Source organism: Streptomyces sp. NPDC057302 (assembly GCF_042667685.1).
Lineage (GTDB): Bacteria > Actinomycetota > Actinomycetes > Streptomycetales > Streptomycetaceae > Streptomyces.
The window spans coordinates 34065-55560 of the sequence record NZ_JBHUZJ010000033.1 but is presented as its reverse complement, the minus strand read 5'-3'; the positions used below and the strand labels follow the sequence as shown (position 1 = coordinate 55560).

Below are 21496 nucleotides of genomic sequence, written 5' to 3'. Positions count from 1 at the left end.
CCGCGACTTGCCGACAACTCGCCGGGAAATTCGGTGGCCTGTTCAGAGCTTATGCCTGCTGATCGGGCAGAACCCGGGGACTTAAGTCCCACCGGGCAGTGACCTAATTCCGCAATTCGGGGTCCGCGTGCGTGACATGGTGGAACTCCGGGCCAAATAGCGGTCGGGAGGGGGCTTTTGGCCCGTGGGCCGGCGGCTCTTTGGGCGTCCTTCTCCCGGTAGGCCCGTCTCCAGGTAGGCCCGTCGCCCGGGAGGTCCGTCGCCCGGTAGGCCCGTCGCCCGGAAGGTCCGTCTCTCATGCAGCGCTCCAAGTGGATACCCGACCAGCACGGCGCCTGGGCCATGCTCGCCGTGCCGTTCGTGGCGGGCACCTTCCTGGGCGATCCGGGGTGGCCGCACCTGCTGCTGTTCGCGTGCTGGCTGCTGGCCTACGCCTCGGCCTTCCACCTCCAGCAGCACCTCAGGCTGCGTCGCTGCTCCCGCAATCCGCGCGCCGCCGAGCGCCACCTCCGCCCGTTCCTCACCTTCGCCACCGCGCTCATCCTGCTCGGCGTGCCGCTTCTCGCGGTGCGGCCCTGGCTGGCGGTGGCGCTCGGCGTGGCGCTGCCGTTCTTCGCGGTGAACACCCTCTACGCCCTGCGCAACCGGGAGAGGGCGCTCGTCAACGGGCTGGTCGCGGTCGTGCCCGCGTGCGCCATGCTGCTGGTCGCGCTGCGGCTCGGGGGCGGGGCGCTCGGCGAGGGTGTGCCCGCGTTCGCCGCCTGCCTGCTCTACTTCGGCGGCACGGTCCTGTACGTGAAGTCCATGATCCGCGAGCGCCGCAACCGCCGCTTCCTGGCCCTCTCCGTCGGCTGCCACTGTGCGGCCCTGATCTGCGCGACGCTGCTCTCCCCGCTGCTGGCGGTGCTGTTCGCCCTGTGCCTGCTGCGGGCCGCGCTGCTGCCGGGGCGTGGTCTGCGGATCCGTACCGTCGGGCTGATCGAGGTGGGCCTGTCGGCGGTCCTGCTCGCGTCGCTGCTCGTCGCGTTCTGAGCAGGGGAGGGGTCGAAGGGCCCGGGAGTGCGGGTCCTTCGGCGGGGTTCTGGCAGGTCGCAGTGGCCCAGACTGGGCTTCGGGCGAAACCTACGGTTCCGTAGGTTTCGGAGCTCCAGCGATGAGGTTGAGCGCTATGCCGAAGACCACGAGGGGCAGGGCGCTGCCCTCGATCATCCAGGGCGGCATGGGCGTCGGCGTCTCCGACTGGCGGCTGGCCCGCGCCGTCTCCCTCACGGGACAGCTCGGCGTCGTCTCCGGCACGGCGCTCGACGCGGTCCTCGCGCGCCGCCTCCAGCTCGGCGACCCGGGCGGCGACGTGCGGCGCGCTCTCGCCGCTTTCCCCGTACCGGAGTTGGCGTCCGTGGCCGTCGACCGGTTCTACGTCGAGGGAGGCGTCGGCGAGCGGGAACGCTTTCGTACGGTGCCGATGCTGCGGGCCGAGCGGGGCAGGCCCGCCGAGATCCTGACCATGCTCGGTAATTTCGTCGAGGTGTGGCTGGCCAAGGAGGGGCGGGAGGGGGCGCCGGGGTGCGAGGGCCGCGTAGGTGTCAACTACCTCGGCAAAGTCGAACTGGCCCTGGCGCCCGCCATGTTCGGGGCGATACTCGCGGGCGTCGACTGTGTCCTCGTCGGCGCCGGAGTCCCCGGCCACGTCCCGGAACTGGCCACGCGGCTGGCCCGGGTGGAGCCGGTGACGGTGGCCGTCACGGTGGAGGGCGATGACGAGACGTACGCTCACCGCTTCGACCCGAGAGCGGCGTTGAGCGGGGGCGAGGTGCCCGTGGAGGAAGGGTGCTCGGGTGCGGGTGGCGGGGACTGCGCCTGTGGGTCGGGCGGCTCCGGGGCGGGGGAGGGGAGGCGCCGGGTGCAGGACGTCCAGATCGAGGGGATGGATGCCGTACGCACCTCAACGCGCCGCACCGCCCCAGACGTTGCTCCGAACACCATCGACTCACTGGCGTCGGGGCTGCGGCGGCCCGACGTGCTGGCCATCGTCTCGCTGCCGGTGCTCGCCTCGTATCTCGCCAGGGACGAGCTCACCCGGCCCGACGGCGTCGTCATCGAGACCCACGGCGCGGGCGGTCACAGCGCGCCGCCGCGCGGCAGTCTGCGGCTCGACCCGGACGGCGATCCGGTGTACGGCCCCCGCGACCACCCCGACCTGGCCAGGATGACCGCGCTCGGCATCCCCTACTGGCTGGCGGGCGGCACCGCCCACCCCGACCGGCTCGCGGCGGCGCGCGCGGCAGGGGCCCGCGGGGTGCAGGTCGGCAGCGCGTTCGCGCTCAGTGAGGACTCCGGGCTCGATCCGGAACTGCGCGGGCAGCTGATGGAGCGGGCCCACGCAGGGACCCTCCGGGTGCGCAACGACCCCTCGGCGTCCCCGACGGGCTTCCCCTTCAAGGTGGCGAAGGTGCCGGGCACCCTCTCCGACCCCGAGGTCGTCGCGGGCCGCCGCCGTGTCTGCGACCTCGGATACCTGCGTACGCCCTACCGCACCCCCAAGGGAACCATCGGCTACCGCTGCCCGGCCGAACCCGAGGCGGCCTACCGGCGCAAGGGCGGCGACCCGGCGGCCACCGAGGGACGGCTGTGCCTGTGCAACGGCTTGCTCGCCACGGTCGGCCTCGGCCAACGCCGCCCACACGAAGGCACCGAACCCCTCATCGCGACGCTGGGCCAGGACCTCGACTTCTTGACCGACCTGAGCCCGAACGGCACGGCGTACGGCGCGGCCGACGTGGTGCGATGGCTGCTGGACGCCGCTCCTGAGCCGACCTCTGGGCCAGCCGATGGGGTGGAGCGGCGCAGGTGATCCCACCCCGCGGGGCCGGAGCCCTGCGCGGGCCGCAGGACGGGAGGGGGCCGCGTCCTGCCAGGCGTGGCCCCCTCCCCCCCCTCTACCGGCCCAGCACCCCGGCCGAAACGCCACTCGGCACCGAGGCGTACCCCAGTGGGCGGGTCGTGAATGTGCCGCGGCCTTGGGTGCGGCTGCGCAAGCGGGTTGCGTAGCCGAACAGTTCGGCCAGTGGCACCGTTGCCGTGATGGCCGCCGTGCCGGAGCGTGTGGTCGAGTTCGTGACTCGGCCGCGGCGTGCGGCCAGGTCGCCGAGTACTCCGCCGACCGCGTCGTCCGGCACCGTTGCCGTCAACTCGACCACCGGTTCCAGGAGTTCGAGCACCGCTGCCCGCAGGGCCTCGCGCAGCGCGAATCTGCCCGCCGTCCGGAACGCCATCTCCGAGGAGTCCTTCGGATGCGTCGCTCCGTCCGTCAGCGTGACCCGCAGGCCCGTCACCGGATGGCCGCCGAGGGGGCCCTCGGCGAGAGCATCCCGGCAACCGGCCTCCACCGCGCGGACGTACTCCTGCGGCACCCGGCCCCCGGTGACCGTCGAGCCGAAGGCGAAGGCGTGCGCCGGGTCCGACGCTGCCTCGAGCCGTTCGACGTCGAGCACCACATGCGCGAACTGGCCCGCGCCACCGTCCTGTTTGACGTGCCGGTACACCAGACCCGAGACGCCGCAGACGACCGTCTCGCGGTACGACACCTGCGGGCGGCCCACGCCGACCTCGATGCCGTGCGCCCGGCGGATCTTCTCCACCGCCACCTCCAGATGCAGCTCGCCCATGCCGGAAAGCACCGTCTGACCGGTCTCGCGGTCGACCCGCACCGCCAGCGAGGGATCCTCCTCGACCAGGCGGGCGAGCGCCGACGAAAGACGGCCGGTGTCCACGGTCCTGCGCGCCTCCACCGCCACCGACACCACCGACGCCGCCACCGAGGGCGGTTCGAGGACCAGGGGCGCCGACGGCGAGCACAGCGTGGTGCCGGCGCGGGCCGACTTCAGGCCCACCACGGCCACGATGTCCCCCGCCGAAGCGCGGTCGAGCTCCGCATGGCGGTCGGCCTGCACGCGCAGGATCCGGCCGATCCGCTCGGTGCGCCCCGTGCCCGCGTCCATCACCGTCTCTCCCTTCGTGATCGTTCCCGAGTACACGCGCAGATACGTCAGCCGCCCGGTCGCCGTCGCGTTCACCTTGAACGCGAGTCCGGCGAACGGCGCCCCGGCGTCGGCGGCCCGCTCCTGCACGCTGTCGCCATGGGTCCCGCGGACCGCGGGGACGTCCAGCGGCGAGGGCAGGTAGGACACGACGGCTTCGAGCAGCGGCTCGATCCCGCGGTTGCGGTACGCGGAACCGCACAGCACCACCACGCCCTCACCGCTGAGGGTGAGGTCGCGCAGCGCCGCCGCCAGTGTCGGGGTGGAGAGCGCCGACGCCGTGCAGTACTCCTCCATCGCCGCCGGATGCAGCTCCGCCACCGTCTCGTCGAGCAGCCGCCTTCGCCGGTGCGCCTCCTCGCGCAGAGCCTCGGGGACCGGGACCACTTCGTACGTGACTTCGTGCGTGACGTCGTGAGGGACGTCGTGCGTGGCACGGCCCGCGTGCCAGACCAGCGCGCGCATCCCCAGCAGATCCACCACTCCGGTGAACGCCTCCTCCTGCCCGATGGGGAGCTGCACCACCAGCGGAACCGTGTGGAGCCGCTCCCTGATCGACGTGACCGCCGTGTCGAGATCGGCGCCCGCGCGGTCCAGCTTGTTGACGAACGCGATCCGTGGCACGCCGTACCGATCGGCCTGCCGCCACACCGACTCGCTCTGCGGCTCGACGCCCGCGACGGCGTCGAACACCGCGACCGCCCCGTCGAGCACCCGCAGCGAACGCTCGACCTCATCGGCGAAGTCGACGTGACCTGGGGTGTCGATCAGGTTGATCCGGTGACCGTCCCACGCGCAGCTGACCGCCGCGGCGAAGATGGTGATCCCGCGGTCGCGTTCCTGTGCGTCGAAGTCGGTGACGGTCGTGCCGTCATGGACCTCACCTCTCTTGTGGGTGGCGCCGGTCAGGAACAGGATCCGTTCGGTGACGGTGGTCTTGCCCGCGTCGACGTGGGCGAGGATGCCCAGGTTCCGTACGTCGGCGGATGAACGGGCGGACGGGAGGGCGGAGTTGGTGCGCATGGCCCGGGGCCTTTCGTGGTGTTGGGGCGGGGCGGCGCGATGTCCGGGCGAGAGGACGTGAAGGCGTGAAGGCGTGAAGACGTAAGAACGCCAGGAAAGACCTCAGGAATGACCTCAGGAATGACCTCAGGAATGACCTCAGGATCAGGTCACGTGCTCGCCGCGGATTCTCAGTGACGGCCGCGCAGCCGGCACCGCAGCGGCGAAGACACCAGGATCACGTCGTACCGGGCACGGGGGCCGCAGGCAGCTGTGCGGTAACGCATGGCCCGGCCCCCTCACTTGACGGATCGATCGCTCGAAGCGCGCGTACCGCCCTCTTGTCGCGGCCCGCGTCGTTGCGAGTGTAGGCAGCCGGGGTCGTCTCAGTCACCGGAATATCGTCCGGCAGGACCGTGAAGGGATCACGACCCCGGCATGAGTTCATGACTGTCGGGATCCCACCGGACGCCTCCAGAGTGGAACCTCTCGAATACTGCGAGGAGAGCGCGCATGGAGGCCACGATCGACCTGCTGGAGCTGCCCGGCGGGCGGCTGCGGCATCTCTGGTCGCTGCGCGAGGACGTGGTGGTCGAGTCCGACGCGCGCACGGGGTCCCTGATGCTCACCTGGGACCACGGCGCCGCCCACATGCCGAGCCTGGAGCCCACGGTCCTCGAAGTGCTCCGGCGCATGCAGCTGGGTCCGGTACTGCTCGGCAACGCGCTCCCGGACGACGAGAACGGGTACGAGAGCGGGCACGAGAGCGGGTACGGGAGCGGGCACGAGGGCCGGGCCCGGGACACGAAGGTCTACGTCATGATGCAGCCCGTGTTCGGGCGCTTCCCGCATCTCCTGGTCCGCACCCTCGGGGTCGACGGCATGAGCGGACCGCTGCTCTCCATCGCGCCCCTGGCCGACGCGGGCGGCGGGGGCGGCGGGGGCGGCGGGGGTGGCACAGGCGGTTCAGGCGGCACAGGCGTCGCCGCCCTGGCCGTCGTGCCGCTGGAACAGGCCCGGCCCATCCGGCTGTTCCTCGGCCTCTCCTTCGCGTTCGACCCGCTCTCGGCCACCTTCGAGTCCCGTACGGCCTCGCACCGTCTGGTCATCCACCGGCAGGAGGCCATGATGGTCTTCGCCCTCGCCCTGGCCCGCCCCGCGACGCTGCGGGCTATCGCCGCCGTCCTGCCGCTGCCCGCCGACGTGACGGAGGGCATCCTCTGCTACCTCGCCGCGTCGGGCATCGCGGCCCAAGTACGGCCGTGAGCAGCCCCAGCCCCAGCCCCAGCACCAGCACTAGGACCAGCACCAGCACCAGGGGTGACCGGAGCCTCAGAGCCAGCCCGAGTCGTTGGCGATGCGGATCGCGTCCACCCTGTTGCGTGCGTTCAGCTTGGTCACCACGGTGGTCAGATAGTTCCGTACGGTCCCCACGGACAGCCGCAGCCGCTTCGCTATCTCACCGGCGTCCGACCCCTGTGACGCCAGGCGCAGCACCTCGGTCTCGCGGGAGGTGAGCGGACTGTCCGCGCTGCCCCACGCGGCGAGCGCCAGCTCGGAGTCGATGACCCGCTGGCCCGCCGCCACTTTCCGTACCGCCTGGGAGAGTTCCTGCGGCGGTGCGTCCTTGAGCAGATATCCGGAGACCTTGGCGGACATCGCCCTGCGCAGAGTGCCTGGGCGGCCGAGGCTGGTGAGGATCAAGGTGCGGCACTGAGGCAGGCGTTCGTGCAGTTGCTCCGCCGCGCTCAGTCCGTCGAGGCCGGGAAGATCGATGTCGATGATGGCGACGTCCGGCTGGAACTCCCGGGCCGTGGAGAGAATCTCGTCGCCGCGTTCCACGCTCGCCACGACATCCAGGTCATGTTCGAGATTCAACAAGGCGACCAATGCGCCTCGCAGCATCTGCATATCCTCAGCGAGCATTACACGGATCATCGATAGCCCCCCATGATTACCCGTATCGCGAACCCCCGTTGTGCTCGCGGTCACATGATATCAGCCGACTGGAATGCGCCATTCGGATTTGTTCGCCCGGTTTTCTGTGGTTGTTCCGAGCTGTTTCGCGCGACGGCCTGCGCGGGCACCTCGGCGACGAGGTGGAACGATCCTCCACAGGCCGGCGGCATCTCCTGCGCGCGCTCGGAGATCAGCCGGCCGCCGATCTCGGTGAGCCGCTGTTCCAGGTTGCCCAGGCCGTTTCCGCTGTCCGGGGAAGAGTCCTGATAGTCGTCCATTACGCCGTCGTTGATGATGGTGAGCCGCGCCGTCCCGTCGTCGACCACCGCGGTGATGCCGCAGCGTGACGCCTTGCTGTGGCGCAGCAGATTGGTGACGCCCTCGCGCAGGACCGTGGCGAGCGCCGTGCCCGCCGGGGCGCTGATCTCCTCGATGGAGGGGTCGAGGACGACCTCGACCTCGACCTCGGCGGCGTCGAGCACCGACTGGGCGGAGGACACCTCGGAGACCAGCGACATGTCGCGGTAGCTGCGGGCCACCCTGCGGACGTCGCCGAGCGCCTGCCGGGAGATGGCGAGCACCTCCTCCACCTCCTGGTCGGCGCGCGGGTGCTGGGCCCGGATCAGCCGCTGGAGGAGCTCGCTCTTGAGTACGATCGCGGAGATGCTGTAGCCGAGGAGATCGTGCAAGTCCCTTGCCAGGCGCAGGCGTTCACCGGCGACCGCCATCCTGGCTATCTCGGCGCGTGCGGCGTACACCTCGTCGACGAGGGACGAGAGACGGGACAGGCCGTAGACCACCAGGCCGGTGAGCAGGGTGCTCTGGCACATGTAGACGAGGTCGATCACCGACATCCCGTCGAGCGACCCCGGGACCAGCAGACTCAGACCGGTCACCCCGTAGAGCGGCCAGGCCACCCGGGGCGACAGCAGGAGCAGCAGCGACCCGCCGAGGAAGCCCGCCATCGCCCCCCACAGGATGCCGAAGAAGAACAGGGGCAGAAACGTCAGCAGGGCCTGGGCGCCGAGCGTCGCCGCCTTCGACCAGGGCGACGCGCGGTCGGCTCCGGGCCTGGAGTGCACGAGTTGCAGGGCGAATACGGCGACGAGCGTGGCGAGTCCGGTGACGAGTTCGGGCGTGGAAGGCTGCTGGCTCAGCAGGTTGATCGCGGTGATGCCGAGATAACAGGTGAGCGCCGCCAGCAGGATGACGTGCGCCAGCCGGGGTGCGGGCCGTGGGCTCCACCGGGAACCAGTCACGTCGGACGTGTCCTTGGTGCCGCTGTGCATCCTCGAAGTGCTCCTCTTCTGCCAGGAGAGCGCACGAGAGCGAGTCCTCACGGGCGCTCTCGAACCCTGGGCCCGTGGTATTCGGCCACAACGCTCGTCCAGCAGACCTTACGTGGGATGTCCGCGCATCAGTCCCTTCCGGGAAAAACCGTGCTTTCACATCAACTGGCGGGGAGCGACCTGTGCTTTGCGTTGTCGCTCTCCCGCAATTCTTTCTCCCGCCGGATGAACGGCTCTCAGACGAACAAGGGGATCGGGTTGAGTTCGCCGTACGGAGTCGGACGCGTGACCCGCCCCAGCGCGACGGGAACGTCGTAGAGCCGTCCGGGCGCGTATCTCGCCCAGAAGTGCCGGAGCCCGGGGACGACGACCTTGACCACGGGAAGCCCTATGTCGGGGCGGGTCTGGTCGAGTACGAGCAGATCCATGCCGTGCGCCCCGAGCAGAGCGGTGGCCGCCGTGAGGTCGTCCCGCAGATCGCCTCTGGGGGTGTACTCCCAGGAGTGGGGCGTTCGGGCGGGCGTGTCCGGCGCCGGGACCAGGTAGGGCTGGGTGGCCGTCGACTCGCGCAGCCACCAGTTCATCGCTTCCGGCTGGTCGACGCGGTAGCCCGATCCGTCGGGACGGGCCCCGGCCACGGCGGGCAGGAGCTGACCCATCTCCGTCAGCGCCCGGCGCAGCGCGATGCGCGGATCGAGGTGGGCGCCGAAGCCGAAGACGATGTCCTGGGATGGCTTGTCGGTGCGCCGGGAGAGGGCCGCGACGACGGGGATCCCGAGGTCGGACGTGAGGTCGAGCGCCCAGACCTCGCGGTGCAACGTGCCGTAGCCGTCCAGCAACTGGCCGATGTACGGCTCGGCGAAGGCGTGCAGGTCGATGCCCGGCTGACGGGTGCGGTTGTACCACCACAGGGCGACCGCGTCGCGTTCGACCAGCTCCAGGAAGCCCTGGAGCACGGCGTCCTCGAAGCTGCTGCCCGCCGCGTTGCCGTTGGAGTCGGCGAGCGGCTCGTGCGACGAGACCGCGTCGGCGGGGAAGTACAGCATGCTGGTCGGAAGCAGCCGGTGCGTGCCCGTGGCCAGGGACCACAGAGGGGTCCAGTCGGTGGGGCGGTGCTCGTCGAAGCGCTCCGGTACGTGGGTGAAGGGCGAGCGGGCCGCGTTCCAGCGGGCCCGGTCGCGGAACTGCCGCTCGTCGTACAGCTGACAGGAGTTGGGGTGCAGCGCCGCGTCGCCCAGACCGCGGAAGGTGTCGCGCACCACCGCCTCGTCGCCGCGCCGGGTCCCGCTGTACCGCTCGATCGCCTCGCCCAGGGCGCTGACCTTCGCCTCCTCGGCGGTCAGGCCCTTGCCGCCGCTGAGCGAACGCAGGCCGGCCCGCAGACCGGAGAGGGTGCTCGCCTCCATCGCGAGGTTCTGGCCCGACACATAGGCCTGGGTGAAGGCGGGCGCGCCGGGTGCCCGGCGGATCTCCTTGACCACGCCCGTGACCGGGCCGACGAGGTGGCCGTAGCGCTCCAGCATCCGTGCGGTGCCGAGCGCGCGGTGCCCGCCGCCCGTGCCGTCCGCCGCCTTGGGGCGGCTGCGCGGCGCCGTGGTCCGCCAGCCGCGCTCGCTCATCAGCGCGGGGTCGCCGCAGGCCGCGCACTGCGGGAGGCGGGACACCGGGTGGGTCGCGGTCTGCAGCGTGAGGGTGTCGAGGGTGCGTACGGCGCTCTGCTCGGCACTGCGCAGCCCGCTCGCCCACTTGACCGCTTCGAGCACCGCGGCGTGCACGGCGAGCGCCCGCCCGGTCGGCAGCTGGGCCTCGGGCCTGGCCACCGGGTGGTCGAGGCGCAGCGCACGCTGCAGGGGCAGTTCGGTGGTGCGGTGGCCGCGCAGCCGGGTCGCCAGACAGGACCAGCAGGGCCCGTCGCCGGGGCGGAACACCGGCCCGAACCAGGGCTCGGGACCGCCGAGGCGTACGAGGAGCCAGGGCCGCCCGGTCGCCCGGTGCTCGGCATCCACGTCCCGCAGGCCGGGCCAGAGGTAGTCGTCGCACAGGACGATGCTGAGGCAGGCCTCCCGCGCCGAGTCCGTGATCCGCAGGCCCGCCGCCGCACAGGCCTCGCGGACGCGCACCTCGTCGGCGAGCCCCGCGGGTGCCACGATCCGCACGGCCGCCCGTGCCGCCTCCTCGGTGGCGCGGGCACCGTCGAGGCCCGCGAGGTCCCAGTACGCCTCGGACGCGCGGTCGGCGGGGCTCCGGCCCGGCCGCCGCTGGAGGCGCAGCAGCCCGGCGTCGGTGAGGACCCGCAGCGCGTCGTCGACCTCCTGCGAGGTCAGGGACGAGGCGGCGGCACGGGCGACGGCCGCGGCCGTGCGGGTCCCGTCGAGCAGCGGGGCCAGCGCCTCGGCCTGCGCCCCGCGAAGTGCCGTGATCCCCGAGTGCGACACCAGATAGGCGGCTTCGCCGGGGACCACGGCGCAGCGCAGGTGGCTCTTGAACTCGACGAACGCGTTCTCTGTGCCTTCTGCGTTGCCTTCTGCGTTGCCTTCTGCGTTGCCTTCTGCGTTCTCCGGCTTCCCGGTGTTCTTCGCGTGCTCTTCCCCCATGACCGCGCTCTCTTCCCCCGTGAGCGCGGCTTCTTCCCCCATGAGCGTCATGCGTGGGCGAGCTCGTTGACCGTGCCGGCGCCGGACAGGAGGGTGCAGAAGGTGAACAGGGCGACCGCGTCGTCGCCGCTCGTGTCGAGGTGGTCCACGACGATTCCCTGGCGCGGCGCGGTGTGGGTGTCCGCGGTCGCGGGAAGCGTGAGTGCGCCGGCAATGATCTCGATCATGAGTACGTTCCTTTTCGGTCGTGAGAGGTATCGGGAGGTGTTCTCCGTTGCCAGGATCCTCATACGGGGAAGCGTCCGCAGAAAGTGAAGGGCTCATCAGTGAGGGGTGATACTTTCCCGTCCTTCCCCTTCATATTTCACTCCGTGATCACCGCGGCCCCGCCGGGATAATCGGAAACTTCCATTCACCTTTGCTCCGTCGAATGGCAGGGGCTGTTCTGGAATATTCGCTTCCGGCCCCGTGGTTTCCCCGCGGATGTGACGTGGTCACACCCCGACGCAGAGAAACCCACGCCGGACGCCGGTACGCACCCACTGTTTCCAGCCCCGGTCGCAATGGAATCGTCGGTCTCCATGAGGGTCACCGAGACGCCGTATCTGCCGCAGTCGGCACGCACCGCCGCCGCGGGGCCGAGCCTGTTCTGCCTGCCCTGTGCGGGCGGAGGCGCGTCCGCCTATACGCGGTGGCAACGGGAGCTCGATGTCCACGGGGCCGGGGTGCGGGTGCGTCCGGTGCAGCCGCCGGGGCGTGAAGAGCGCGCCCACGAAACGCGGTTCACCGATCTGGACGCACTGGTGGAGGAGATGGACGAGCAGCTGGACGACGCGTTCTCGCGTCCCCATCTGCTCTACGGGCACAGCATGGGGGCGTTCATCGCCCACGCGCTGACCCTGCGCAGGCAGCGACGGGGTGCTGCCTTGCCGCGGGCGCTCATCCTCAGCTCCCACCGAGCACCCCACATACCGCCCAACCGGATCCTGGACCCGGCGGCGGACGACGAGGAACTGGCCACGAGCCTGGCCGAACTGGGCGGGATACCCCCGGAGCTGGCGGTGCGGCGCAGATTCAGGCAGCGGTTCATGCCGCTGGTCCGCGACGATCTCAAGCTCTGCTCAGGGGTGGTGAAGGCAGGCGAGATCGAACCGCTGCGGGTGCCTCTGCGCCTGTTCGTGGGGGACCAGGACCGGTTGGTGCCGGTCCACAAGATGGCCGCGTGGTCGGAGCACGGAAGCCGGGGGGCCGAGCTGTGCACGATGCCGGGCGGACACTTCTTCGTCCGCTCCCAGGAAAGCGCTTTGCTGCGCGAACTAGCCGTGGTTCTCCGCGAGTTCGGTGCCGTACCGGCCGAGTAACTCCATTCTCGAAAGGAACACGGAACGTGAAGATAGTGATCGCCCGGCGGGGGACTCCGGTCTGGCTGGAATCCGCATCGCTGGTCAGCAAGGTGTTCGGGACGCGATTCGGTGCCCAGGTGGCCCCGAATCCGGATCAGTTCATCGCGTACGTAGGACAACAGGACGGCGGCCCCGAGGAGGTGGAGGCCTGCATCGGGATCTCCTTCCCGGAGAACGGCCCGATCTTCCTGGAGCGTTACCTGGACGGAACGATCGAGGACGCGCTGTGCGAGGCGGCGGAGCAGGAGGTGCGGCGGCACCAGATCGTCCAGCTCGGCAGCGTCGCCTCGCTCAAGAACATGGCGGGCGCCGAGATATACCGCGCGCTGCCGCTGATCCAGGCCTGCCTGGGCCGGTCGTACGCCGTCATGACGATGACCAACCGGTCCGCGGCGCTCGCGAAGCGCCTCGGCCTCATCACCCACCGGCTGTGCGACGCCGACGGCACCCGCCTGGGCGCCGAGGAACTGGCCCGCTGGGGAACCTTCTACGACCAGCGGCCCGCGGTGCGCTGGGGCCGTCTCGCCGACCACTCCCAGCAACTGGTCACGGGGGTCGAACGCTACGCACTCGACTCCGTCGACATCCGCCTGCTCTCCCGGAACCGAACGGAGCTGACCCGTGCTGCCTGACGTCATGACGCCCACCACGACCCTCGCCGCCGGACTCCTGTCGCGCGCCGGGAGCGACGCGGCCATGGTCGAGATCCTGTCCTCCACCGGAGGACCGGGAACCCGCCACACCTACCGCGAACTCATCGGCGCCGCCCGCGTGTTCGCCGCCGAACTGCGCAGGCGCGGGGAAGAGCTCGGCCGGCCCGTACGGGTGGGCCTGCTCGCCGAGAACTCCGCGCAGTGGGTGGTCGCCGACCTCGCCGCCCTGTTCGCGCGGGCCGTGGAGATCCCGGTCCCCACGGCCTTCACCCCGGAACAGGCCGCCTCGCTGCTCGCCGACGCCGACATCTGCCTGGTCGACGCGCGCGGCGAGCAGTGGCTGGAGCGCGCCGCCGCCGCGCGGGCGCAGGTCCTGCCCGAGGGCTGCCCGGTCATCGGGGTCGACCTGCCGGGGCTCGTCGAGGCCGCCGGGACCGCTCAACTCCCGCCGCTCGCCGAGGAGATCGCGGCAGCCGAAGCCGCCGCCGACACCGTCGTCAAGGTGGTGCACACCTCGGGCACCACCTCCGCGCCCAAGGGCGTACGCGTCAGGCTGCACGGGATCGAGGCGCTGCTCGCCTCGCTCGGCGGCCGGGTGGACGACGAGGTCTTCGCCCGCTACCTCTCCGTGGTCCCGCTGAGCCTGCTCATCGAACAGGTCGCGGGGCTCTACATGCCCTTCCTGAACGGCGGCAGCGTCACCTTCCTGCCGCCGGGCACCGCCCTGATCGGCACCGTGGCGGACGCGGGCCCCCGGATGCTGTCGCTGCTGCGCCAGGCCCAGCCCACCGCCATGGTCGTGCCGCCCACCGTCGCGGGCCTGCTGCTCGCGCTGTGCGAGCAGAACCCCACGGAGGACCTGTCCCGGCGCAGGCTCCGGCTCTTCGGCCACACGGGGCCCGTCTTCATCGCCTGCGGCGGCGCGCCCGTCTCGCTGGACGTCCTCAGGCGTCTTGAGGCGTTCGGGATCCCCTTGTACGAGGGGTACGGACTGAGCGAGAACAGCTCGGTCGTGGCCTGGAACTTCCCCGGACAGTTCCGGTTCGGCACGGTGGGCCGCGCACTGGACCACGTACGGGCGCGGCTCGCGGACGACGGTGAACTGCTCATCCGCAGCACGTCGTTGTTCGCCGGATACACCCAGGAGGACCCCTCCAGCGTGGTCGTCGACGCACAGGGATGGCTGCACACCGGCGACCTGGCCACCATCGACGACGACGGCTACATCCGGATCACCGGCCGCAAGAAGAGCCTGGTCATCACGGCCGCCGGCCGCAATCTGTCGCCCGAGTGGGTCGAGGCCCGCTACCGCGAACTGGGATTCGTGCGCGAGGCGGCCATCGTCGCCGACGGCCTGGACGAGGTGCTCGGCCTCTTCGTGATCGACGCGGGCACGGACCGCGCGGAGGCCGCCCGGCAGATCCGGGAGTTCGGCGCGGGCCGCCTCTCCGCCATCGAAAGGGCCACCTCCGTACGCCTCATGGCCGAGGACGACCCGGAGTACACCACCTGCTTCACCGTGACCGGACGCCCGCGCAGGGAAGCCGTCCGCGACCTGCTGACCCGTACCGCACCCGAGGAGATCACCGCATGAGCACGGCCCTGAGAACCACCGCGTACGGCACCGGCGGCGGACTGCTCGTGACGCCCGCCGAGCCGGGCGACCTGTCCGGCGTCGAGCCCAAGGAACTGCTCGACCTCCTCGCCGAGGCGGGCTTCCTGCTCCTGCGCGGCTTCGGCACCGACATGGCCTCGTTCACCGACCTGGTGCAGCGCACCTCCACCTCCACCACCCTCGACCCGGCCCGCGACTTCTACTCGGAGGTCGCCCAGAAGGTCGACGCGGGCCTCGGCGAGGTCGGCCTGCACACCGAGAACGGCAACAGCCCCTTCCGCTCCCACCTGGCCTGGTTCTTCTGCGAGAAGGCCGCCGCCGACGGCTCCCAGACCACGGTCTGCGACGGCTACCGCGTGTGGGACGAGCTCGCGGAGCCCGTACGCACGGCGTTCCGCGGCCAGGACATCGTCTACAGCCGCCACGTCGCCGAGCCCCAGTGGCGCGCCATGGCCCACCACCTCACCGGCAGGCCCGCCGAGGAGATCGCCGTCGAGGAGCTCGTCGGACTCGCCGCCTCACTCCCGGGCACCGAGGTGACGCCCGAGGCGGACGGCGGGGTGCGCTACTCGTTCCGCACACCGGCCGCGGGAGCCACCCTGTTCGGCGAGCGCGTCTCCTTCGCCAACAGCATCCTGGGCCCGTCCTTCAACTACGAGAAGCCCCGCATCACCTTCGCGGACGGCAGCGAACTCTCCGAAGAGCTGCTCGCCGCCGTCACCGCGACCACCGGCGCCCTCACCGAGGACCTGGACTGGGCCGACGGAGACGTCGCCGTCATCGACAACACCCGGGTGATGCACGGCCGCAGGGCCATCACCGACCCGCGACGGACCATCTACAACGCGCTGAGCTTCGTGGATCCCGTGGCCGCCTGATCCGCGCCGCCCGAGCGGCGGCGCACCCGACCGGCGGAGGCCGGCCCACCCCCCGGCGCCGGCCTCCGCCCCCGTACCACCGAAACCCCGAAGGTGATCTCGCATGTTCTCTGCCCTGGGCTCCGCCCTCCACTCGAAGCGGAGGCTGACCCTTTACCTGGTCATCGGCTTCGCCGTGCTCGCCGCCCTCTTCGGCGGCACCCTGCAGAGCAAGGTGACCAACGGCCTCGCCGACTACGACGACCCGACGGGGTCGCACACCGTGGCCCGCAAGGTCATCCAGGACGCCACCGGCATCGACGCCCAGCAGGGGTACGCGCTCCTCATCCGCACGGATGAGGCCATCGAGCCCGGGGGGCCGCAGCCGAAGGCCGTGGCCGCGGGCATCGCCCTCCTGAAGGACCGGCCCGAGGTGAAGCGGGTCGTCGACTACAAGTCGGCCGGAGATCCGGCCCTGATCTCCAAGGACTCCCGCTCCACCGTCCTGATCGGCGCGGTCGGGCCGATGAAGGAGAAGGAGACCAAGGACGCGGAGAAGGCCATGGGAGAGGCGATCGACGCCGATCCCGCGCTGCGCGGCCACGCCCACCTCGGCGGGCCGACCATCGGCATGGTCCAGGTCGGCGAGGTCACCACCAAGGATCTCTCGATGGCCGAGGGGTTCGCCCTGCCGGTCGTCCTCGTGCTGCTCTTCCTGGTCTTCCGGGGCCTGGTCGCGGCGCTGCTCCCGGTCATCGGCGCGATCTTCACGCTGCTGCTCACCATGGCGGGCCTGCGGCTCGTCACCCTCTTCGACAACGTTTCCACCGGAGCGCTCAACCTGGCCTTCGCGCTGGCGCTGGGACTCGCCGTCGACTTCGGCCTCCTGATCGTCTCCCGCTACCGCGACGAGCTCGCCCAGCACGGTCCCGGGGCGCTCGCGCTGCGCCGGACCATGGAGACCGCGGGACGCACCGTGCTGTTCAGCGGTCTCACCGTGGCCGCCGCGCTCGCCGCGCTGCTCGTCTTCCCCCAGCCCTACCTCCAGTCCATGGGCATGGCGGGCGTGATCACCTCGCTCGCGGCGGTGCTCTTCGCGCTCCTCGCCCTGCCCGCCGTGCTCGCGCTGCTCGGCGCCCGCGTCAACTCCCTCGCCCCGCAGCGCTGGCAGCGCGCCGCGCAGGACGACGAAGCCGCGGGCTCCGGCGACAAGGCCGTCCGGCGCTGGCGGCGCATCGCTCAGCTGGTGATGCGCAGGCCCGTCGTCGTGGCGGTCGCCGCCACCGCGCTTCTGCTCGCGCTCGCCTCGCCGGTGCTCGGTATCCGCTTCACCGGTGCCGACGCCTCCGCACTGCCCACCAGCATCAGCGCGGGGAAGGTCTCGGCCGCCCTGCAGGACGACTTCGCGAAGCCCGCCACCGCGCCGCTGCGCGTCGTCGCGGACACCTCCGACGGCGGCGAACTCGCTGCGTACGCACAAAAGATCGGCCAGGTGCCCGGCGTCGAGTCGGTCGCGAAGCCGGTCCGTCTTGACGGCTCCCACTGGGAGATCGACGCCGTCCTGGAGGGTCAGCCGCTGGGCACGGTGGCCAAGGACGCCGCCGACGAGGTCGAGTCGCTCGACGCACCCACGCCCGTACGGTTCACGGGGCAGACCGCCGACTTCCTCTCGCAGAAGGACGGCATCCGTGACCGGCTGCCGCTCGCCATCGGCGTACTCGCCCTGGTGACCCTGCTGCTGCTCTTCGCCTTCACCGGCTCGGTCGTGCTTCCCTTCAAGGCCCTCCTGATGAACACCCTGTCCACCGGGGCCGCGCTCGGCTTCCTCGTCTGGGTCTTCCAGGACGGGAACCTCGGCTTCACGGCGCAGAGCGGCATCGAGTCCACCACTCCGGTCCTGGTCTTCGCGCTCGCCTTCGGACTCTCCACCGACTACAACGTCTTCCTGCTCGGCCGCATCAAGGAGGCGCGGGCCGCCGGTCTCGACGACCGCACGGCGGTGGCCGAGGGCCTGGCCCGCACCGGACGCATCGTGACGTCGGCCGCGCTGCTGTTCTGCGTGGCGGTGGGCGCGCTCGCGCTCTCGCGGATCGTCTTCGTCAAGGAACTCGGGCTCGGCACCGCGTTCGCGGTCATCCTCGACGCCACCGTCGTGCGCGGGCTCCTGGTGCCCGCCCTGATGACGCTGCTCGGCGGCGCCAACTGGTGGGCGCCGAAGCCGCTGCGCCGACTGCACGGAGCTCTGCGGCTCGACCGCATGGAGACCTCCGACGACGCATCGGCGCGGCCGGGCTCCGGGGACGGGGACGGGAACGCCGGAGCCACCGGGCGGGAGGAGGCGGTGAGCAGGGCCTGACACAGGAACTCACCGGCTGCGGTTGCGGGGAACCACACAAGGGGGAGAAATGTTCGCACCAGAGCGGGAGCCCGGGGTCGTGGTCCCGGAGCGGGAGTACGAGGTCGTGATCCCGGCCGAGCCGGGGAGCGGCGGTGTGGCGGCGGCGGAGGCCGACGCCCACCGCCTGATGGGCCACGGGTTCGGCAGGCTGCGCGGCCGGGAGAGCGAACTTGCCCTCCTCGCGCGCCTGTTGACCCAGCCACAAGAACGCCTCATCACGCTGACCGGGCCGGCCGGAGTCGGCAAGAGCCACGTGGCCCACGCGGCGCTGATCGCACGGACACGGGCCGGCGGCGCGCCCCTGCTCTGGACCGACCTCGCCGAGACCGCCGACACCGGCGCGGTCTGGTCGAGTGTCGGCGCCGCGACGGCCGGGGCGGCCGCCGCGCTGATCGGCACCCGGCAGACGCTGCTGGTCCTGGACAACTGCGACCCGGTGGCCGCGCACGTGGCCCTGGACATCTCCGCCCTGCTCAGGGCCTGTCCGCGGCTGAAGTTGCTGGTCACGAGCAGGGTGTCCCTCGACATACGGGCCGAGCGCGTCCTGGTGGTGGAGCCGCTGCCCACGGGCGCCGGATCACCGGCCGAGGAGCTCTTCGCCGATCATGTGAGCTCCCGCCACCGCGCCGCACTGGACGGCGCCCAGGCGCAGTCGGCGGTGACCGACCTCTGCCGCGAGCTCGACGGCATCCCGCTGGCCATCGAGCTGGCGGCGGAGGCCGTCGGCACCGAGGGCCCCCAGGCCGTACGGGAGAAACTGAGCAGGGGCGAGCCCATCGGCAGGCGCAGGCTGCGGGACGCGTCGGCCCGGCACGACGGCATCGGCAGCGCACTGGGCTGGGCCGGGCAGGGGCTGAGCACCGCCGACCGCGAACTCCTGCGCACGCTCGCCGTGTTCGAGGCGCCCCTTGGCCTCGCGGAGGTCCGCAGGGCGGCGGGCGAGGGCCAGGCGGACGCGGTGGCCGGCATCGAGTCCCTGGTCCACCAGAGCCTGCTGCTCGGCGGGCGCGGCCCGGACGGCGAGCCGGAGTTCCGGCTGCCCCGCCTGGCGCGCGCCCACTACCACCGGGACCTGACGGGCGACCCGGACGCGCTGGGCGCCGCGCTCGACCGGCACGCGGCGCACTGCACCGCCTTCGCCGCCGTCCTCGCCGACGGCCTGCGCGCGGGGCGCGACATGGGCCAGCTTCTCGCGGCCGTCGAGGCCAGACTGCCCGACCTGCGCAAGGCCGTGGGGCATCTGCGCTCGCGCGGCGACCACGCGGGCGTACTGCGCATACTGACCGCGCTGGAGGGGCCGCTGCTCGGCCACGGGCTCGACCTCGACGCGGCGGACGCCATGGAGGCCTCCGCCGCGGTGTGCGCCGACGGCACGCTGGCCGCCGAGGCGCTGATGGCCGTCGCCCGCTGGGCACTCGGCAGGGACGAGCGCCCGCGTGCGGAGGCGGCACTCGACCGGGCGTCCGCCGTGGCCGCCGGACTCCCCGCCACCCTGGCGCGGGTGTCGGCCCACACCGGGGAGCTGCTGCGCCGCAGGGGCGAGACGGCGGGCGCCGCCGCGCTGCTGGAATCCGCCCTCAGGGAACTCGACGCCGCCGGGGACGTGTACGGCGCCGCCTTGGCCCGCAGGTCCCAGTCCCTGCTGCGGGCCGGGCACGGCGACCCGGACGCGGAGCGCCCGGCGCTGCGGGCACTGGCCGAACTGCCCTGCACACCGATCGAACAGGCCCCCGGCAGCGCCGACTTCTGGCGCGACCCGTGGTCCCCGGTCGTGGCCCGCGCCGCCCTGCTCAACGCGCTCGCCCGGGTCCGCCGACTGCTCGGCCGCGCCCCGGAGGCGTACGTGAACGTGCGTGAGTCGATCCGTCTCCTCATGGGCACCAGCGGCCCCGCAGAGGCGGCCGAGGCTTTGGAGACCATGGTGACGGTGGCCGTGGGGCCGGGGAACGAGGAGCACAGGGAGGCGCTCGCCCAGGTCCTGGCCCATGCCGAGGCCCTGCGCCGGCAGCACTCGCTGGTCTCCGAGGAGGGCGTGGCGCTGCACGCGGTGGCCGAACGGCTGCACCAGGGCTTCGACCCCGCCGCCCTGCGCAGGCTGCGCCTCGAAGCCCGCCAGGTCTCGCCGCACAGCGCCCTGATCGCGGCCCTGTTCGCGCCCGCGCCCAAGAAGGAGGAGCGGCCCGCGCAGGCCGGGCCCGCCGCCCCGCACGGACTCACGCCACGCCAGCACGAGGTCGCGCTGCTCGTCGCCGAAGGCATGACCAACCGGCAGATCGGCAGGCAGCTCGGCATCTCGGAGTGGACCGTGACCAATCACCTGCGCGTGGTGATGCAGAAGCTGGAGTGCGGCTCACGGGTGCACGTAGTACGCGCCATCCAGCAGGCCGGGTGATGGGCGAGCCCCGGCCCGCGGGCGTCCACATCTGGGCCGGGCGGGTGCCCGACACCGTGGCCGACCAGGACCTGGCGCTCCTGGACGACCGGGAGAAGCGCCGCTTCGACCGGTTCCGGGACGAGGTGGCGCGTGCCCGGTACGCGGGCGCCCGCGCCGAGATCAGGCGCACGGCCGCGAGCTGGCTGGGGGTGGGGCCGTCCGTGCTGGAGTGGGGCGTCGCGCCCTGCCCGGGATGCGGGAGCGGCCTGCACGGCCCTCCCCGCATCCGCCTGCCGCGCACCGAGTGGCGCACGAGCGTGTCGCGCTCCGGCCCGTGGTGGATGCTCGCTCTCTCGTACGGGGTGGACGTCGGCGTCGACATGGAGCGCAGGGGAGCGTCCGGGACGGAGGCGGTGGCCCGCCGCGCGCTCACGCCCGACGAGCGGGCCCATGTGGCCGCGGCCCGGGAGGGCGGGGAGCGGGACGAGGCGTTGCTGCGCTGCTGGGTGCGCAAGGAAGCGGTGGTCAAGGCCTGGGGCGTCGGGCTCGGGACGGACCTCGCCGCGGTGGCGGTGCGGCCCTGGCAGGAGTCGGCTGTCGTGGAGCGGGCGGGCGGCGGTGGCAAGGAGCGCTGGGCGGTGCGTGAAGTGAGCGTGGGGGAGGGCTGCCTGGCCGCGCTGGCCCGCCCCGCGGATGTCGCGGCGCCGGTCGTGGTGCACCGGATCGACGCGGCGGGAGCAGCCGCGAGGGCCTGACTGTGCGCACAGCCAGGCCCTCGCGAACTACCGGAAGGAACCGCTCGGCCGTCAGAAGACGATCGGGCCCGGCGTCTGCTTCGAGACGGCCTTGCAGGTGTTCTCGCTGCCCAGGATGTTGAGGCTCAGCGAGGCGTCGGCGGAGCCCGCGGCCGGGATGTACGAGTCGAGGCTGTCGCCCGCGGACACGGCGCCGGTCAGCGCGCCGATGGTCACCGGCTGCCCGGCGGCGGCCGCGTCGTTGGCGGTGCCCGTGAAGTTCACCGTGCCGCCGCCGGCCCGCTCCAGGGTCAGCGTGGCGGTGATCGAGTCGGCCGGGATGTCGACCGGGGCGAGACCGCCGCTGGTGGAGATCTTGACGGAGCCGGTGCCGTTGGCGGCCGAGGCTTCGATCTTCAGGTCGGAGACGCCGTAGCTTCCGCAGTCGTACGAGGCCGTCACCGTCTGGGACGCGGTGGGGGCCGCGGCGGAGGGGGTGGCGAGAGCGACACCGCCGACGAGCAGGGCGGCGGTGGCAACGGTGCTGGCCTTGATGATGTGACGCACAGTCAGTTTCCTTC

The 21496-nt window shown here is 71.9% G+C and carries 16 protein-coding genes; 10 read left to right on the top strand and 6 right to left on the bottom strand.

The window, feature by feature from the left end:
- Positions 1-297: 297 nt before the first annotated feature.
- The gene (locus ACFUPX_RS23085; protein WP_383325605.1) at positions 298-1032 is read left to right on the top strand and encodes a YwiC-like family protein; all 735 of its coding nucleotides are present in this window, start codon (positions 298-300) and stop codon (positions 1030-1032) included.
- 136 nt (positions 1033-1168) lie between these two features.
- Complete coding sequence (locus ACFUPX_RS23080; protein ID WP_383325602.1) at positions 1169-2851, top strand: hypothetical protein; 1683 nt, start codon at positions 1169-1171, stop codon at positions 2849-2851.
- A gap of 85 nt (positions 2852-2936) precedes the next feature.
- Here the strand turns inward: ACFUPX_RS23080 and fusA are convergent, their stop codons facing one another.
- A complete protein-coding gene (gene fusA / locus ACFUPX_RS23075) occupies positions 2937-5060 on the bottom strand; it encodes an elongation factor G (protein ID WP_383325599.1) in 2124 nt (707 codons plus the stop codon).
- Between the two features lie 492 nt (positions 5061-5552).
- Here fusA and ACFUPX_RS23070 point away from each other — a divergent pair, with 492 nt between their 5' ends.
- Positions 5553-6305 (top strand): hypothetical protein, encoded by a 753-nt coding sequence (locus ACFUPX_RS23070; protein WP_383325596.1) that lies wholly within the window; start codon positions 5553-5555, stop codon positions 6303-6305.
- Positions 6306-6371: 66 nt separating this feature from the next.
- Here the strand turns inward: ACFUPX_RS23070 and ACFUPX_RS23065 are convergent, their stop codons facing one another.
- The 4 genes from ACFUPX_RS23065 to ACFUPX_RS23050 all read right to left on the bottom strand — a co-directional run bounded on the left by ACFUPX_RS23065 (position 6372) and on the right by ACFUPX_RS23050 (position 11108).
- The gene (locus ACFUPX_RS23065; RefSeq protein ID WP_383325593.1) at positions 6372-6977 is read right to left on the bottom strand and encodes a response regulator transcription factor; all 606 of its coding nucleotides are present in this window, start codon (positions 6975-6977) and stop codon (positions 6372-6374) included.
- Positions 6978-7027: 50 nt separating this feature from the next.
- On the bottom strand, positions 7028-8287 hold the full coding sequence (locus ACFUPX_RS23060; protein WP_383325590.1) for a sensor histidine kinase: 1260 nt from the start codon (positions 8285-8287) through the stop codon (positions 7028-7030).
- Positions 8288-8523: 236 nt separating this feature from the next.
- Positions 8524-10932: a TOMM precursor leader peptide-binding protein gene (locus ACFUPX_RS23055; RefSeq protein ID WP_383325587.1), complete on the bottom strand. Its 2409-nt coding sequence runs from the start codon at positions 10930-10932 to the stop codon at positions 8524-8526.
- Entirely contained in the window at positions 10929-11108 is a 180-nt protein-coding gene (locus ACFUPX_RS23050) for a hypothetical protein (RefSeq protein WP_383325584.1), read from the bottom strand. Before ACFUPX_RS23050 ends, ACFUPX_RS23055 begins: the two co-directional genes overlap by 4 nt.
- A 354-nt stretch (positions 11109-11462) precedes the next feature.
- Here ACFUPX_RS23050 and ACFUPX_RS23045 point away from each other — a divergent pair, with 354 nt between their 5' ends.
- The 7 genes from ACFUPX_RS23045 (at position 11463) to ACFUPX_RS23015 (ending at position 20936) form a co-directional block, all read left to right on the top strand.
- A complete protein-coding gene (locus ACFUPX_RS23045) occupies positions 11463-12242 on the top strand; it encodes a thioesterase II family protein (RefSeq protein WP_383325581.1) in 780 nt (259 codons plus the stop codon).
- Between the two features lie 26 nt (positions 12243-12268).
- Positions 12269-12916, top strand: coding sequence for a thermostable hemolysin (locus ACFUPX_RS23040; RefSeq protein ID WP_383325578.1), 648 nt, complete (start codon positions 12269-12271; stop codon positions 12914-12916).
- Positions 12906-14531 carry an AMP-binding protein gene (locus tag ACFUPX_RS23035; RefSeq protein ID WP_383325575.1) on the top strand — a complete coding sequence of 542 codons (1626 nt, stop codon included), beginning with the start codon at positions 12906-12908 and terminating at the stop codon, positions 14529-14531. The genes ACFUPX_RS23040 and ACFUPX_RS23035 overlap by 11 nt, the downstream gene beginning before the upstream one ends.
- Positions 14528-15430, top strand: coding sequence for a TauD/TfdA family dioxygenase (locus ACFUPX_RS23030; protein WP_383325572.1), 903 nt, complete (start codon positions 14528-14530; stop codon positions 15428-15430). The genes ACFUPX_RS23035 and ACFUPX_RS23030 overlap by 4 nt, the downstream gene beginning before the upstream one ends.
- Positions 15431-15533: 103 nt before the next feature.
- Positions 15534-17765, top strand: a complete 2232-nt coding sequence (locus ACFUPX_RS23025) for an MMPL family transporter (protein WP_383325569.1) — start codon at positions 15534-15536, stop codon at positions 17763-17765.
- Positions 17766-17814: 49 nt separating this feature from the next.
- A complete protein-coding gene (locus tag ACFUPX_RS23020; RefSeq protein WP_383325566.1) occupies positions 17815-20199 on the top strand; it encodes a LuxR C-terminal-related transcriptional regulator in 2385 nt (794 codons plus the stop codon).
- The gene (locus tag ACFUPX_RS23015; protein ID WP_383325563.1) at positions 20199-20936 is read left to right on the top strand and encodes a 4'-phosphopantetheinyl transferase family protein; all 738 of its coding nucleotides are present in this window, start codon (positions 20199-20201) and stop codon (positions 20934-20936) included. The genes ACFUPX_RS23020 and ACFUPX_RS23015 overlap by 1 nt, the downstream gene beginning before the upstream one ends.
- A gap of 51 nt (positions 20937-20987) precedes the next feature.
- Here ACFUPX_RS23015 and ACFUPX_RS23010 read toward each other — a convergent pair whose 3' ends face one another.
- Positions 20988-21482 carry a hypothetical protein gene (locus ACFUPX_RS23010; RefSeq protein ID WP_383325560.1) on the bottom strand — a complete coding sequence of 165 codons (495 nt, stop codon included), beginning with the start codon at positions 21480-21482 and terminating at the stop codon, positions 20988-20990.
- Positions 21483-21496 lie beyond the last annotated feature (14 nt).

Bases quoted from the DNA above. Each gene is read 5' to 3' on its own strand.
- ACFUPX_RS23085 (WP_383325605.1), top strand. From the start codon at position 298: ATGCAGCGCTCCAAGTGGATACCCGACCAGCACGGCGCCTGGGCCATG.
- ACFUPX_RS23080 (WP_383325602.1), top strand. From the start codon at position 1,169: ATGCCGAAGACCACGAGGGGCAGGGCGCTGCCCTCGATCATCCAGGGC.
- fusA (WP_383325599.1), bottom strand. From the start codon at position 5,060: ATGCGCACCAACTCCGCCCTCCCGTCCGCCCGTTCATCCGCCGACGTA.
- ACFUPX_RS23070 (WP_383325596.1), top strand. From the start codon at position 5,553: ATGGAGGCCACGATCGACCTGCTGGAGCTGCCCGGCGGGCGGCTGCGG.
- ACFUPX_RS23065 (WP_383325593.1), bottom strand. From the start codon at position 6,977: ATGATCCGTGTAATGCTCGCTGAGGATATGCAGATGCTGCGAGGCGCA.
- ACFUPX_RS23060 (WP_383325590.1), bottom strand. From the start codon at position 8,287: ATGCACAGCGGCACCAAGGACACGTCCGACGTGACTGGTTCCCGGTGG.
- ACFUPX_RS23055 (WP_383325587.1), bottom strand. From the start codon at position 10,932: ATGACGCTCATGGGGGAAGAAGCCGCGCTCACGGGGGAAGAGAGCGCG.
- ACFUPX_RS23050 (WP_383325584.1), bottom strand. From the start codon at position 11,108: ATGATCGAGATCATTGCCGGCGCACTCACGCTTCCCGCGACCGCGGAC.
- ACFUPX_RS23045 (WP_383325581.1), top strand. From the start codon at position 11,463: ATGAGGGTCACCGAGACGCCGTATCTGCCGCAGTCGGCACGCACCGCC.
- ACFUPX_RS23030 (WP_383325572.1), top strand. From the start codon at position 14,528: ATGAGCACGGCCCTGAGAACCACCGCGTACGGCACCGGCGGCGGACTG.
- ACFUPX_RS23025 (WP_383325569.1), top strand. From the start codon at position 15,534: ATGTTCTCTGCCCTGGGCTCCGCCCTCCACTCGAAGCGGAGGCTGACC.
- ACFUPX_RS23020 (WP_383325566.1), top strand. From the start codon at position 17,815: ATGTTCGCACCAGAGCGGGAGCCCGGGGTCGTGGTCCCGGAGCGGGAG.
- ACFUPX_RS23015 (WP_383325563.1), top strand. From the start codon at position 20,199: ATGGGCGAGCCCCGGCCCGCGGGCGTCCACATCTGGGCCGGGCGGGTG.